The organism is Streptomyces sp. F001 (assembly GCF_004187715.1).
In the GTDB taxonomy this organism is placed as follows: Bacteria; Actinomycetota; Actinomycetes; order Streptomycetales; family Streptomycetaceae; genus Streptomyces; species Streptomyces flavusporus.
In genome coordinates this window covers 33,101-45,855 of sequence record NZ_QZWF01000043.1, presented here as the reverse complement: position 1 = coordinate 45,855, position 12,755 = coordinate 33,101, and the positions used below count along the sequence as shown (strand labels likewise).

Sequence of the window (12,755 nt, the reverse complement as noted above, 5' to 3'; positions counted from 1 at the left end):
GGCAGGCGCCCTGGGCGGCGTACTGGAGCATCGGGTGGGCTGCGTCGCCCATGAGCGCCACCCGGCCGTCCGTCCAGACGTCGACCGGATCGCGGTCGCACAGCACCCATTGCCGCCAGTGCTCACCCAACTCCAGCAGCAGCCGGGCGGTTTCCCCCAGCTCCTGGAAGCGGCTCAGCACGACGGCCCGCCGCACCGGGCGTCCGGAGACGGACTCGTGGGCGCCGTCGTCGAGGGTCGCGGCGAGGTTGAGGTACTCGCCACGGCCGATGATGTAGTGGACGAAGTGCCAGGCGGGGCCCGCCCACAGGGTCACCACGTTCCAGCGCAGTCGCCGCGGCACCTTCTCGATCGGTATCACCGAGCGGTAGATGGTGTGTCCGCAGACCCGGGGAGCGCCGTCGCGCACCAGGTGTGCGCGAACGGCCGAGCGGATGCCGTCGGCTCCCACGAGGAGGTCGCCGGTGAAGGTCCGGCCGTCCGCCGTGGTCACCGTCACGGTTGCCGGGTTCTGTACGTACCGTTGCACGGCGGCGCTCGCGACGAGCTCGATGCCCTCGCTCGCCCGGCATGCCGAGAGCAGAGGGCCGTGGAGATCCCGGCGGTGCACCACGGCGTAGGGGTTGCCGAAGCGCTGTCGGTACCGCTCCCTGACCGGCATGCCGGCGATCTTCTCGCTCGTCAGGCCGTCCATCAGGCGGAGTTCGTCGACGAACACCGCCCGGTCACGCACGTCCTGCCCCACACCGAGCAGGTTGAGGGCGTGGAAGCCGTTCGGAGCGAGCTGGATGCCCGAGCCGATCTCGGCGAAGGTATTCTCGCGTTCGAGGACGGTGACGCGGTGACCGCAGCGCGCAAGCGCCACAGCGGTGGCGAGGCCGCCTATGCCGCCGCCCGCGATGAGTGCGTGTGCCATGTCGCTGCCTGTGTCCCTTCTCGGCTGATGCCGCGGCCGGCCTAGGGGGTGCGCGGCCGCACCAGTCGGGTGAGCAGCGAACCGATGATCCGCGGTCCGTCCTGGGTCAGGACGGACTCCGCGTGGAACTGCACCGAGGCGAAGGACCGTCCGCGCAGGGCATGCACCTCGCCGCTGTCGCGGTCCCTGCTCACCGTCACCCGGCCGACGCCCGGGTGCTCGATGACGTCGGCCGCCGCGCATGCCGTGTACGTGTTGTAGAAGCCCACCCGTTCGCGCCGTCCGAACAGGTCGATCTCGTGCTGCACACCCTGGTTGGGGACCCGGCGGGGTACCAGAGAGAGGCCGAGCAGCGCGCTCAGCACCTGGTGGCTCAGGCACACCGCGAGGAAGGGATGCCTCGCGGCCAGGAGCCGGGACATCGTCGACCTGAGATGTGCGATCTTCGGGTGCCCCAGTTGTCCCGGGTCACCGGGTCCCGGCCCCAGGACCAGCAGGTCGTACGCCGCCGTGTCGTAGGCCTCGTCGAACCGGCACACGGTCGCCTCCACCCCGAGGGAGCGGATCTGGTGGGCGAGCATCGCCGTGAAGGTGTCCTCGGCGTCGACGACGAGTACCCGACGTCCTGCCAACTCGGCCGACGCATGGGCCCTGTCCTCCGGCTCGTCCAGCCAGAATCCCGCGACGGTGGCATTGCGGCCCGCCAGCGCGGCCTGGACGTCGGGATGGGTGGCGAAGCGGCTGGGTGCGGGCTCGGCGAGCGCGGCGAGCAGCCCCGACACCTTGGCCCGGGTCTCTCGGGCCTCGGACTCGGGGTCGGAGTGACGCACCAGAGTTGCTCCCACGCCGATCCGCAGGCGGCCGTCGGCTGTGATGTCGGCCGTGCGGATCAGGATGGACGAATCCAGGGCGCGGTTGCCGCCCGCGTCCCGCCCGATGAGTGCGGCGATCCCGCTGTAGTAGCCGCGCCCGGTCGGCTCGTGGCGGCTGATCACCTTGGTGGCGTTCTCCAGCGGCGATCCGGTCACCGTCGGGGCGAACAGGGTCTCCCGGAGGATGTCGCGTACGTCGCGGTCGGTGTGTCCCTCGATGAGGTACTCGGTGTGTGCGACGCGGGCCATCTCCTTGAGGTAGGGGCCCGTCAGGCGTCCACCGAAGGGGCAGACCCGGGCCATCATCTTCAGTTCCTCGTCGACCACCATGTACAGCTCGTCGGTTTCCTTGCGGTCCGTCAGGAAGGCCAGCACGCCGTCGAGCGTGGGGCCGCCGGGGGGATAGCAGTACGTGCCGCTGATGGGGTTCATGACGGCCCTGCCGTCGCGCACGCTGATGTGCCGCTCGGGGGTCGCACCCACCAGGACGCGGTCGCCCGTGTGGACGAGGAACGTCCAGTAGGCGCCCCTTTCCCGCTCCAGCAGCCGGCGGTAGACCGAGAGGGCTCCGGCAGTCGAGAAGCCCGGTAGCCACGCCGTGAAGGTGCGCTTGATCACGAAGTTCGCGCCCTGGCCGGTGCCGATCTCGTCGGCGATCACGCGACGTACGATGTCCGCGTACGCCTGGTCGGAGACGTCGAACCCGTCCTGGTCGATCTTGACCGGCTCGTTCGGCAGCCGCAGCCGGACATCGGCGAGCGGCAGGGTCTGCTGGGCGGTGACCGTCATCGCGATCAGGGGCTCGCTGTCGTCGTGGGCGGTGAATCCGCGCTCGGTGATCTGCCGGTAGGGGACCAGGGCGAGCAGTTCGTGGCCGCCTTCCGGGGCGGCTTCCCCTGGCAGCGGCAGGTCGGCCAGGGCGGCGCAGTGAGCCGTTTCGGTCAGCAGGACCTCTATGGTCTCCGGGCCGGTGGCCTGCGGGCGGTGCAGCAGGGCGAAGGCGGGCGCGGAGCCGTCCAGAACGCGGGCGAGGAGGTCGCGGGCGTCCTGGGTGTGGGCCGGTCCGGCCGTGGGCGGGTGTTTCCCGGTCACCGCGTTTCCTCCGCCACGGCCGCCATGAGGGTGTCGCACAGGGCCGCCGTGGTGACGACGGCGGCACACCGCTGGGCGGCGTACCGGAGGGCCAGCCGGTGGTGTTCGGCGGAGAAGTCGGCAACGGCGTCGGCGACCAGGAACGGCTGGATGTCGTGGCTGAACGCGTCCATCGCGGTCATCAGCACACCGACGTGCGCGTAGACGCCACACAGGAGGAGTTGGTCACGGCCGGTGGCCCGTATCCGTGCCAGCAGGTCGGTGTTGAAGAAGGCGCTGTAGCGCCACTTCGTGAACGTCCAGTCACCCGGGGCGGGTTGGAGGGGCGCGACGATCCGGCGGTGCTCGGGTGCTGTGCGCATGCCGGGTCCCCAGAAGTCGGCCAGCAGGCCGCGTTGGTGCGGTGTCATCCCACCGGGCTGGGCGGTGTAGGCGACGGGGACGCCGAGGGCGGCGCAGCGCTGCCGCAGCAGTGCCGCGTTACGGATGAGCGGGGTGCGGGGTGAGGAGTCCTGCGGGAACGGTGTGAGGAAGTAGTCCTGCATGTCGTGGACGAGCAGCACGGCACGCCGCGGGTCGGCCCGCCAGTCGACGACCGGTGCGGGGAGGTCGTCCGGCAGCGGCAGCGGATAGGGCTCGATCGGTGGTATGCCGGACATGCAGTGGTTCGTCCTTTCGTGCTGTACGGAGAGGGAAGCGCGGGTCCGCTACGTCGGAGCGCCCAGGGTCGCCCCTCCGTCGACGGTGAGCGTGTGCATCGTGATGTGAGCCGCCTCGTCCGACAGCAGGAAGCGCACGGCGTGGGCGACGTCCTGCGGACGTGCCACCTTGCCCAACGGGATGCCGGTACGGTGTGCGGCCGGGTTCCCGGCGACGGAGGCGGCGACCGCGGCCCCGTCGGTGTGCATGCCGTGCAGCATCGGGGTGTCCGTGGAGCCGGGAGCGACAAGGTTGCAGCGGATGTTGTGCCGGGCGACCTCCAGGCCCAGGCACTTGGTGAAGGCGGTGGCCGCCGCCTTGGACGCGGCGTACGCGGACATCTGCGTACGGGCGGTGCCCGCCGCGTTCGACGCGACGGTGACGAGGGAGCCGCGCCGACGCGGAATCATGCGGTTGACGACCGCCCGGGACATGTAGAAGACGCCGGTGCTGTTGACCGCGAAGGTGGCGTTCCAGTCCTCGTCGCTGAGCTGTCCGGCTTCGGCGAGGCGCAGCACCCCGGCGGCGTTGACCAGGTAGTCGATCGGTCCCGACTCCCCTTCCACCGCGGCCACCACGGCCTCGACCTCGGCGGACGACGTGACGTCCGCCGGCCGGCCCTGCACCAACAGCCCGTCGGCGGTGAGCTTTTCGACCGTGGCGGACAGCCGGCCGCGGTCCAGGTCCACGCCGACGACCGTGGCGCCCTGTTCGGCGAGCAGCCGGGCCACGGCCGTACCGATGCCGCCCCCGGCTCCCGTCACGAGGGCGATCCTGCCGTTCATGCGGTCACCTCCGTCGTCGTGCGCGGCCGGCCAGCGACCGGACGGCCGCGGCGAAGGGGGCGAGCGCCATCCGCAGACCGCGAGCGGCCGACGGGCTGATGTCGCCGATACGATCGATCCGTACCGGGGGCAGTTCGGGCCGCAGTGCTCTGCGGACCGACTCGGCGGCCGTCAGTCCCGACCGCACGGCGCTCTCCATACCGGCCACGCCCGGCGGGGCCGCGCAGAAGTCGCCGGCGATGTGCACGTTGGCCAGTGCGGTGGTGCTCTGCGGCCGGTAGCGACCCGATCCGGGTCCCGGCGCGAAGAACGGTGCCGCGAAGTGCGGCTGGTAGCAGACGTGTTCGATGTCGTCCCAGGTGAGCTCCGGAAGGAAGGTCATGAGCTCGTCCACCAGGATTTTGACCGCGTCCGCCTCGGACAGTTCCGCGAGCCGGGCGGCACGGCCGACCACGCAGTTGAGCACGCTGGTGCGGTGTCGTCCCCATGCCTGGCCCACATCGATGAGCGTGATCGCGTGCGGCGACCCGACCAGGCGGATGTGCTCGTCGGGCAGTCCCGGCAGCCGCCTTCGCAGGTACAGGTGGAGTGCTCCGAGCGGACGGGACGTCAACTCGTCGACACCGTACGGTGGTCGAAGTGCTCCGGTGAGGTCGCCGCCCAGGGCGGACAGGCGTCCGTGCGGGACGGCGAGGACGACATGTCCGGTGACGTCTTCGGTCACGGCGGTGCCGTCGTCGCCGCGTACGGTGAGGGCCTGCAGCCGGTCGGCGTGCACCGACACCTCGATGAGCTCTCTCCCGGTGCGCACCTCCACGCCGTCGGCTTCCAGCCGCTGCCGGAAGGGGCCGATGAACCACTGCTGGAGGTCGCCTCGCGGCATCCGCACCCGGCCGGGGTGCCGGGCGAACGCTGCGATGCTGCCGCGGAAGCCCGCCGCCGACACGGCATCGCTCTCCGCCGCGCTCGAGGCGACGAAGAGGTGCTCGATGTCGGCGATCGCCGCCTCGGTCAGATACCGGCGGCTGCGCAGGAAGTCGTGGAGGGACTCGTCGCGGGCACCGTACTCCTGGGCGAGCAGGTCGATCACGCCGTAGTGGAACAGCAGCCTATCGGCGGCCGGGGTGACCGCGGTGCGGAAGGCGGGGAACTCGCCCGGCAGCAGCTGGTGGAAGTTCTTGGTCTCGCGCAGGTTGCCGGCGATGCCGAGTTCCGCCACGAGCCGCAGGGTGTTGCGGTACCAGGCGGGGAAGATGTGCACCCCGTGATCCTCGACCCGGCCGTCGATCACCCGTGATCCGGCCATCCCGCCGAGCTCGGGCCCGGCTTCGAGCAGCCGTACCGGGAGGCCGAGGCCGCGGATCGTCCACGCCGCCGTCATCCCGGCGAGGCCGCCTCCCACCACGGTCACGCCGGCGCCGGTCATCGCAACTCCGTTCCGTCGACGGCGGCCCGGTAGGCCGACATCGCCATGACGGGATAGATCAGGCGCAGCAGGCTGTCGCGCCAGTACAGGCCGTCGTGGTGCACCACCCAGGTGTGCCAGGGCTCGGCCCAGTCGCCGTCGGCCTGCTGGGTGCGGATCAGAAAGTCCAGGCCCGCGCGCACCGGCCCGCTGTCGGCGCGGCCGCCGGCGATGAGGGCGAGCAGGGCCCAGGCCGTCTGCGAGGGAGTGCTGTCGCCCCGCCCGATCCATGCCGGGTCGTGCAGCGCGCGGATGTCCTCACCCCAGCCGCCGTCGCTCTGCTGGTGTGCGACGATCCAGTCACACGCCCGGGCCATGGCAGGGTCGCTGCCCGGCACCCCGCACGCGGCCATGCCGGTGACGGCGGCGCTGGTGCCGTGCAGGTGGTAGCAGGCCCACCAGCCGGGCCACGACCCGTTCGGCTGCTGGGTGCGGCGCAGCCATTCGATGCCGCGGCGGGCCGCGGGAGTGTGAGCCTGGCCGTCGGCGCCCAGCGCCTCCAGGACGTGCCCGGTGATGTCGGCCGACGGCGCCTCCAGGAATCCGATTCTGGCCAGTTTGTCGCGTCCCGGCAGCCGCCAGCGCAGCGGTTCGAAGGCCGCCCAGCCACCGTCCTCGCCCTGCTGGGACAGCAGCCACCGGCGGGCCCGTTCGCAGGCGGCGTCGACGGCCGGGTCGGTGCCGCGCGGGTGGACGCGGCGCAGTGCGGCGACGGCGAACGCCGTGTCGTCGGCGTCGGGGTTGGCGTTGTTGGTGAACTCGTACGGCCAGCCGCCGGGAACGGGGTTGTCGGTCAGCACCGCCCAGTCGCCCAGTTCGGTGACCTGGTTGGCGAGCAGCCAGCGCACCGCCGGTTCGGCCGCGGCCTTCTCCTCGGGGCCGCCGGCCATGGCGTTCGCGGACAGCGCCAGGGCGGTGTCCATGACCACGGAGGTCCACATCTCGATGCGGCGCTGCCCGTCCTTCTCGACCACGTATCGGTCGAGCCCGGCCATCGCCGCCGTGACGACTGGATGGTCCTGGGGGAAGCCGATCGCGTCCAGACCCATGACGACGTTGGCGGTCTGCGGCCAGTTGCCGCCCCAGCTGCCGTCCTTCTCCTGGGTGCGGATGAGCCACCTCGATTCCTTTCGGATCGCCCGGCGGCGCAGCGGACCGATCGGACGGCGGGCGTACCAGTGGCTGAGGGTGGTCGCGCACCGTACCGCGAAGGACCTCGGCAGCCGCCGGGCGCCGGGCTCGGCGAACAGCTCGCGAATGCCGAATCCTGCGGGGACGACGGGGCGGCGTGCCATGAACAGGCTGTTGGCGACGACGATGCCGCGGGCGGCGGCACCGATCTGGTAGATGTTCCCGGGGCACCAGGTGGGCAGCAGGACGATCTCCGGCGGGATGAGCGGGATGTCGCGCCAGGGCCACAGCCCGATCAGGGCCAGCCACGCCAGCATGATCAGGTTGTCGACCGACTCGATACCGCCGTTGCCGCGGACCGAGGCGGCCGCCGCGCGCATCTCCGGTTCGTCGGGGTCATGACCGGCCAGGCGCAGGGCGACGTAGCAGAAGACGGAGAGCAGCAGCTCGTCAGGGCCCTGGTGGTACGACGCCCAGCCGCCCGTGGGTGTCTGCTCGCTGAGGATCGTCCGCGCGGCGGCGGCCACCGTCTCGTCCTTCGGCAAGCGCAGGTAATGCCGCAGGATGACCTCACCGGACTCACCGATCAGGCTGGTCTCGAAATCGCCCTTCCAGTACCCGGTGGGGTCCTGGCGCTCGCGGAGCGCTTGGACGGCCAGGGCCAGGGAGCGCTCGACTCCCGGGACGAACGCGCCGGCGTCGGTGGTCGTCATCGCTGGGTCCCCCTCGTCGTCGCGTGGGTGGTCATGGCGGTGGATGTGGGCTCGGCGTGTGCGTCGTTCAGGGCCGCGATCTTCAGCTGGCGGACGTACATGAAGACGGAGAAACTCACCACGAGCGCCAGTGCCGGGGCTCCGACGATGTACGCCCACACGTGGCGGATGCCGAGCCGGCGCGCCTCGATGATCATGAATGCCGCCAGCGCCGCCCAGATCAACGCCAGGTCCGCGTAGATGAACTGGGATGCCAGATTCCGTGTCGCGTCGCGCAGGAAGTTCTCGATGACACCGAGCGGTCCCGCGTCGGCGTTGCGCACGACGAAGACGATGGCCAACGTCCCCATGACCAGGCAGCCGCCGACGGCGAACAGCCCGTAGAGGGTGCACAGTGCCCGGTCCCTTCCCTGCACATCACCCAGTCGCATGCCATCGGCCTCCGAAGTGGTGGGGCTCCGTCCGGTCATGTGGCAGCACCGGATCGGCCCGGTCGTAGCGGTAGTCGTCGAGGTCGAAGTGCCTGGCTCGCCAGGCCGCCTCGTAGGTCGACGACGGGCGGACGGCGGGTGCGTCGCCGCGCTCGTCGAAGTAGTAGCTGTGCGTGCCGCGGCAACTGCCGTGGAGGAACACCGTGTTCCGCTGCCGGCGCAGCACCTGGTGAAAGGACCTGTCGTGCTTCTCGGGCCGGACGACGGCCTGTGTGGCACGCCGTCGCCGGGCCTCTCCGATCACCCGCAGGGCATGGGTGACCTGATAGTCGATCATGCCGAACCAGGATCCGCCGGTGAAGGAGTACGGCCCGACGATGAACCAGAGGTTCGGGAAACCCTTGACCGAACTGCCCTCGTACGTCTGGAAGCGCTCCGCTCTCCAGAACTCCTTCAACTCCCGGCCGCCCAGCCCGTACAGGGGAAAGGGCGGCAGGTTGTCCAGGACGTGGAACCCGGTGGCGAGGATCAGCACGTCGAACTTCTGCTCGTCGCCGTCCGCCATGCTGATGCCGGTCTCGGTGATGCGCTCGATGCGTTCGGTGACGAGCTGGACGTTGTCGCGGGTGAAGGCGCGCCAGTAGCCCTTGCCGAAGGACGGCCGCTTGCAGCCCAGTCGGTAGGCGGGCGCGAGCCGGTCCATCAGATCGCGGTCACCTTTGACCTGGCTGCGCAGGTACAGCCGGGAGACCGCTTCCCCGGCCCGCACCAGGAAGGGGAACCGCCGGTAGTGGATCATGGCGATGACGAAACTGAGTTCCGTCACGGTGTCCGTGAGGAGCCGGACGGTGCGCTGAGTCCACGGAGCCGTTCCGAACACCTTGCGGACGGCCCTCGGCACCGGAACGTCCGGCTTCGGGAAGACCCAGGTGGGCGTCCGCTGGTAGACGTGGAGCTGCTGCACCAACGGGGCGATCTCGGGGACCAGTTGGATCGCCGATGCGCCGGTGCCGATCAGGCCCACGCGACGTCCGGTGAGATCCAGTGACGGGTCCCATCGAGCCGTGTGCACCACGTCGCCCGTGAACCGGTCGAGTCCTTCGATGTCGGGTGCCTTCGGCTTGGTGAGCCATCCGGTGGCGCAGATGACGAACCGCGTCGTCATCGAGGTTCCGTCCGCCAGGAAGACCTCCCAGACGTGCTCCGCCTCGTGGTACTCGGCGCGTACGACCCGGGCGTTCAGACGGAGATGGGGCCGCAGGCCGTACTTGTGGACGCAGTGGTCCGCGTAGGCCTTGAGTTCCTCGCCGGGAGGGAAGGCCCTCGACCAGGACGCGAAGGGTTCGAAGGTGAAGGAGTAGGAGAAGGCGCTGATGTCCACGGCGATGCCGGGGTACCGGTTGGCGTGCCAGGAGCCGCCGGCATCGTCCTGCTCGTCCAGCACCACGAAGTCGTCGATGCCGGCCCGCAGCAGCCCGATCGCCGTGCCGATCCCGGAGAACCCGGCGCCGATCACCAGCACTTCGTGCTCCGGAGTCACCTGCACTCCCCTCCTCCCCCGGCCGGTCACAGCGCCAGGCCGATCGCCAGGAGGGTCCCGAACGCCAGCAGCAGCAGGCAGGTGTGCTCGAGGGCCGGTATCAGGTCGCTGCCGCGCGCCCCGCCGAGCACCCGGCGCAGCGGGAAGACGGCGAACGGGACGGCGCCGAGCACCAGCAGCGCCCCAGGGCGGGAGGCTGCCAGGAGCAGTGCGGACGCGAAGGCGAGGGCGAGGCAGAGCACGTAGTACACGCGGGTGCGCCGGTCGCCCAGGCGCACGGCGATGGTGATCTTGCCGGCGGCCGTGTCGGTCGGGATGTCGCGCAGATTGTTCGTCGTCAGCAGCGCGCAGGCGAGCAGACCGATGGACACGGACGCGGCGAGGGCCAGCAGGGGGACCCGGCCGAGCTGGATGTACGCCGTGGCGCACACGGCGATGACCCCGTGGAAGAGGAAGATGCCGACGTCGCCCAGCGAGCGGTAGCCGTACGGCCGGGAGCCGCCGGTGTAGAACCACCCGCCGAGCGCACACACCACCGCGAGCGCCAGCAGCCACCAGGAGATCGTCACCGCCATGACCACTCCGGCCAGGGCGGCCATGCCGTACAGGACCAGGCCGCAGCGCAGCACCTGCCGGGGTGACGCCCGCCCGGAGCCGACCAGCCGGACGGGACCCACCCGGTGGTCGTCGGCGCCCCGCACCCCGTCGCTGTAGTCGTTGAAGAAGTTCGTGCCGAGGACGAAGCCCAGCGCGAACAACAGGGTCAGGGCGGCCCGCCACCCGCTGAAGTGGCCCAGCGAGGAGGCGATCGCCGTGCCGACGGCGATCGGTGCCATGGTGACGGGCAGGGTCTTCAACCGGGCGCCGACCAACCAGGTGCGCACCGCGCTCCCGGCCGGCCACTGAGTACTGGTCACCATTTCTTGCCCACTCCGAGATAGAGAACGCCGGTGGAACCGGTGGGGATCATGCGAACGTCCTCGCGCCGCCCGGCGAGGTACCGCATCCCGTCACGAAGGTGCGGACGCAGGCCGAGCAGTCTGAGCTCCACCCCCTGCGACCGCGCGGTCCGGGTCAGCCGGGCCCGGTTGACGAAGAGCCGGTGGTCATGGGTGCCGCGCGGTGGCCGGCCGGGTAGGGGCGCGTTCTCGGCCAGGGTGATGGCGACCAGCCGGGCCAGCCGGGTGTCGGCGATCGTGTCCACGATCAGCGTGCCCCCGGGGCGCAGCACCCGGCATGCCTCCCTCACCACCACGAAGGGGTCCGGTACGTGTTCGAGGCACTGCCCCGCCGTGACGACGTCGAACGACCCCCGGGCGAACGGGAGTCGGGCGATGTCGGCCCGGACGACCTCGTCGAACCTGTGCTTGCGTGCTTCGTTCAGCGACAGCGCCGACAGGTCCACGCCGACCACGCGATAGCCCTTGCCGGCCAGGTGGGGACCGAACAGCCCGCCCCCGCAGGCGACATCCAGCAGCCGCGCCCCGGTGCGCTCGGCAACGGGGACGAAGCCGGCGCGGGCGCGCGCGATCCAGCCCAGCGGGGCGAGTGGCCCGCGGGGGTCCCACCATGTGTCGGCGAGAACATCGTAATCGGTGATGAAATCGCTTCGCAGCGCTGACACAGACACCCTCCGGAATACACCCGAGTCCAGTTCACTTTCCGGCTAGTGACCAGCCGTGTTTCGCGTTTCGGTCACGTCGCCGAATGCAGGCCTTCAGGTGTCGGTTGCGCGGTGTCCCGCAGTGCCTGGAGGGCGGGATGCTGAGACGCGAAGGTGTCGACGAGATCACGCAGGCACTGCCGTACGACCGGGGCGTGCTTCGCGGTGGCCGGATGGGACTCCACGGCGTACAGGGCATCCGACACATATCGCTGGGCCACGTCAGCGGCCCTGCCGATCCCACCGGACTCGTGCACCAGGGAAATCACTTCCTGACACTGTTCGTCGGAAAGCTGCTGCAGGCGCAGCAGGGATTGCAGGCGATCCCGGAAATCCTTGACGGCGTAGATCACCGGGAGCGTGTACACGCCGTTGAGAATATCTTTCGCCGCTTGCTTTCCCGTTTCCCGGCTGCAGATGTCGAGGATGTCGTCCCAGATCTGGAACGCCATGCCGAGGTTGTGCCCAAAACTCTCCAGCGCCGCCTGGGCGTCCTCGCTCGCTCCCGACTGCAGGGCGCCCATCGCGGCGGCCGTCCGCAGGAGGCGTGCGGTCTTGCCCGAGATGGCGGCAAAGTACTCCTCTTCGGTACGAAAGGGATTGTAGAGCTGGCTGGACTCGAGCATCTGCCCCACGCACACGTCGATCAGCGTGTCCGCCATCGCCGTCATACGGGACATGCCGAGGGACGCGGCGGTCTGCATACAGCGCGCGAGCAGGTAATCGCCGGTGAGCAACGCGACGGCTTCACCGTATTTCGCGTTCGCACTGGGCCTCCCCCGCCGCACCTGCGCGCCATCGATCACATCGTCATGACACAGGGTGGCCAAATGCAGGATTTCGACAGCAGCGGCTCCGTCAATCACCTGCGGGGGCGTGGCCCCCTGCCATCCGTCCTCCAGCAGATACGAGGAAAGCAGTACGAGAGTGGGCCGCAGCAGACGCCCCGTATTCTCCACGGCGTACATGATGGGACCCTGAATCCGGTGATTCGGTGGAACCACAAGAGAGCAGAGCGATTTCCGGACTCTGGACAGGTCTTCCTGGAGTCGCTCCCGGACCTCGGCGATTGCTTCATCGTGCGGAGATTGGTTCCCGACAACAGTTGAAGCTTCCTTCATTCAGGCTTCCTTCCCCCGTGCCCTTGAAGGTCCCCAACAGGCTAGGGCGTCGACCAAGCCACACCAGGGCGCAAATTCAGTCAATCAACAAAGGAGGGGGAATTTCCGGATCCACTCTCACCGAGCGCACGCCAAATTCCGACATAGGGGACGAAAGGCGTAACCACTTGCACGGTCCGCAACTCGGATCAACCATTGGATGTGACTCATGTCACACACAGTGCATCATGTCTCGGCGTGGCGGACAGTGCGTGTCCGGAACGCGGCGTGGACGGGCCGCCATGTGCTCCCTACAGTGAGGCACCGCCGATCACACCAGAGGGCACG

Annotated in this window: 11 protein-coding genes; all 11 read right to left on the bottom strand. The window is 69.9% G+C overall.

The window, feature by feature from the left end; all coding sequences use genetic code 11:
* Nucleotides 1–916: FAD-dependent monooxygenase (locus StrepF001_RS41260; RefSeq protein WP_129803213.1), on the bottom strand; the 916-nt coding region annotated here is incomplete at its 3' end.
* A 41-nt stretch (nt 917–957) separates the two neighbouring features.
* A complete protein-coding gene (locus tag StrepF001_RS41255) occupies nt 958–2,880 on the bottom strand; it encodes an anthranilate synthase family protein (protein WP_129803212.1) in 1,923 nt (640 codons plus the stop codon).
* A complete protein-coding gene (locus StrepF001_RS41250; protein WP_129803211.1) occupies nt 2,877–3,539 on the bottom strand; it encodes an isochorismatase family protein in 663 nt (220 codons plus the stop codon). The genes StrepF001_RS41255 and StrepF001_RS41250 overlap by 4 nt, the downstream gene beginning before the upstream one ends.
* Nucleotides 3,540–3,587: 48 nt before the next feature.
* Complete coding sequence (locus StrepF001_RS41245; RefSeq protein ID WP_129803210.1) at nt 3,588–4,364, bottom strand: 2,3-dihydro-2,3-dihydroxybenzoate dehydrogenase; 777 nt, start codon at nt 4,362–4,364, stop codon at nt 3,588–3,590.
* Nucleotides 4,365–4,368: 4 nt separating this feature from the next.
* A complete protein-coding gene (locus StrepF001_RS41240) occupies nt 4,369–5,790 on the bottom strand; it encodes an FAD-dependent oxidoreductase (protein WP_129803209.1) in 1,422 nt (473 codons plus the stop codon).
* A complete protein-coding gene (gene shc, locus StrepF001_RS41235) occupies nt 5,787–7,673 on the bottom strand; it encodes a squalene--hopene cyclase (protein ID WP_129803208.1) in 1,887 nt (628 codons plus the stop codon). Before shc ends, StrepF001_RS41240 begins: the two co-directional genes overlap by 4 nt.
* On the bottom strand, nt 7,670–8,104 hold the full coding sequence (locus StrepF001_RS41230) for a DUF2834 domain-containing protein (protein ID WP_240797939.1): 435 nt from the start codon (nt 8,102–8,104) through the stop codon (nt 7,670–7,672). Before StrepF001_RS41230 ends, shc begins: the two co-directional genes overlap by 4 nt.
* Nucleotides 8,091–9,644, bottom strand: a complete 1,554-nt coding sequence (locus StrepF001_RS41225) for an NAD(P)/FAD-dependent oxidoreductase (protein ID WP_129803206.1) — start codon at nt 9,642–9,644, stop codon at nt 8,091–8,093. The genes StrepF001_RS41230 and StrepF001_RS41225 overlap by 14 nt, the downstream gene beginning before the upstream one ends.
* A gap of 26 nt (nt 9,645–9,670) precedes the next feature.
* Nucleotides 9,671–10,564, bottom strand: coding sequence for a 1,4-dihydroxy-2-naphthoate polyprenyltransferase (locus StrepF001_RS41220; protein ID WP_129803205.1), 894 nt, complete (start codon nt 10,562–10,564; stop codon nt 9,671–9,673).
* A complete protein-coding gene (ubiG, locus tag StrepF001_RS41215; protein WP_129803204.1) occupies nt 10,558–11,268 on the bottom strand; it encodes a bifunctional 2-polyprenyl-6-hydroxyphenol methylase/3-demethylubiquinol 3-O-methyltransferase UbiG in 711 nt (236 codons plus the stop codon). Before ubiG ends, StrepF001_RS41220 begins: the two co-directional genes overlap by 7 nt.
* Nucleotides 11,269–11,339: 71 nt before the next feature.
* Nucleotides 11,340–12,428: a polyprenyl synthetase family protein gene (locus tag StrepF001_RS41210; RefSeq protein ID WP_129803203.1), complete on the bottom strand. Its 1,089-nt coding sequence runs from the start codon at nt 12,426–12,428 to the stop codon at nt 11,340–11,342.
* Nucleotides 12,429–12,755 lie beyond the last annotated feature (327 nt).

Bases quoted from the DNA above. Each gene is read 5' to 3' on its own strand.
- StrepF001_RS41230 (WP_240797939.1), bottom strand. From the start codon at position 8,104: ATGCGACTGGGTGATGTGCAGGGAAGGGACCGGGCACTGTGCACCCTC.
- StrepF001_RS41240 (WP_129803209.1), bottom strand. From the start codon at position 5,790: ATGACCGGCGCCGGCGTGACCGTGGTGGGAGGCGGCCTCGCCGGGATG.
- StrepF001_RS41245 (WP_129803210.1), bottom strand. From the start codon at position 4,364: ATGAACGGCAGGATCGCCCTCGTGACGGGAGCCGGGGGCGGCATCGGT.
- shc (WP_129803208.1), bottom strand. From the start codon at position 7,673: ATGACGACCACCGACGCCGGCGCGTTCGTCCCGGGAGTCGAGCGCTCC.
- StrepF001_RS41210 (WP_129803203.1), bottom strand. From the start codon at position 12,428: ATGAAGGAAGCTTCAACTGTTGTCGGGAACCAATCTCCGCACGATGAA.
- StrepF001_RS41220 (WP_129803205.1), bottom strand. From the start codon at position 10,564: ATGGTGACCAGTACTCAGTGGCCGGCCGGGAGCGCGGTGCGCACCTGG.
- StrepF001_RS41250 (WP_129803211.1), bottom strand. From the start codon at position 3,539: ATGTCCGGCATACCACCGATCGAGCCCTATCCGCTGCCGCTGCCGGAC.